We start from the raw sequence: 787 nt of genomic DNA, 5'->3' as shown, positions 1-787 counted from the left end.
GGATTATGAAGATGAAAGAGAATCCTGATTTCTGGGTGCATCTGGGTGACTGGCTCATTTCGATACGAGAGCAAGGCATCGGGGCAGCCCTTGCGGGGACCATGGCCTTTCTCCGGGGCCGGTATCATGGCGGCGGCTGGTTGCGTGTCTCTATCGACGCCTTTATGTGTGCCATGTTCGCGTGGTTCATACGTGATGTATTAAATCTTATCGGTCTGAATCCTGACTTGGCCTACATCGGCAGTGTGGTGATTGGCTATCTGGGAACGGACTTTATCGGCCAATTGCTGCGTAAGGCGGCAGAGAAAAGAGCGGGGGCAAGTAATGACGAGGGGCATTAGGAATCACAATCCGGGCAACATTGATCATAACTCAGCCAATCAATGGCAAGGTCAGTTGAAGCATGACCCGAACATTGAAAAGCGGTTCTGCCGGTTTGAATCACCCGAGTATGGGATTCGGGCACTGATGAAATTGTTGTGCAATTACCACAAGCACGGTTATCAGACCGTAGCGAAGATGATAGACCGCTGGGCACCAACCAATGAAAATAATACATTGGCTTATATCAGCGGAGTGGCTAAGGTGCTGAACGTGGATCCGCATCAAGTTCTCGACATGAATAAATCCACACTGATTGCGCTGGCTAAGTCCATTATCCGGCACGAGAATGGCCAGCAACCTTATTCTGATGAAGTGCTTGAAAAAGCCTTCAATTTACTCTGAATCCTGAGCCTCGCATTCGCGGGGCTTCTTTTTATCTGCGTACTGACGTGCGCCAAATCCA

At 49.8% G+C, this 787-nt stretch carries 2 protein-coding genes; both read left to right on the top strand.

The window, feature by feature from the left end:
• Window positions 1-11 precede the first annotated feature (11 nt).
• Window positions 12-341 (top strand): phage holin, lambda family, encoded by a 330-nt coding sequence (locus Xhom_RS25115; protein WP_198148763.1) that lies wholly within the window; start codon window positions 12-14, stop codon window positions 339-341.
• Window positions 325-726, top strand: a complete 402-nt coding sequence (locus tag Xhom_RS25110) for a structural protein (protein ID WP_069315751.1) — start codon at window positions 325-327, stop codon at window positions 724-726. The genes Xhom_RS25115 and Xhom_RS25110 overlap by 17 nt, the downstream gene beginning before the upstream one ends.
• Window positions 727-787 lie beyond the last annotated feature (61 nt).

The sequence above is a fragment of the Xenorhabdus hominickii genome (assembly GCF_002632725.1).
Taxonomy (GTDB): Bacteria; Pseudomonadota; Gammaproteobacteria; order Enterobacterales; family Enterobacteriaceae; genus Xenorhabdus; species Xenorhabdus hominickii.
This window is presented reverse-complemented; position numbering and strand designations above follow the sequence as displayed.

Coding starts and splice junctions, on each gene's coding strand:
- Xhom_RS25115 (WP_198148763.1), top strand. CDS start 12: ATGAAAGAGAATCCTGATTTCTGGGTGCATCTGGGTGACTGGCTCATT.
- Xhom_RS25110 (WP_069315751.1), top strand. CDS start 325: ATGACGAGGGGCATTAGGAATCACAATCCGGGCAACATTGATCATAAC.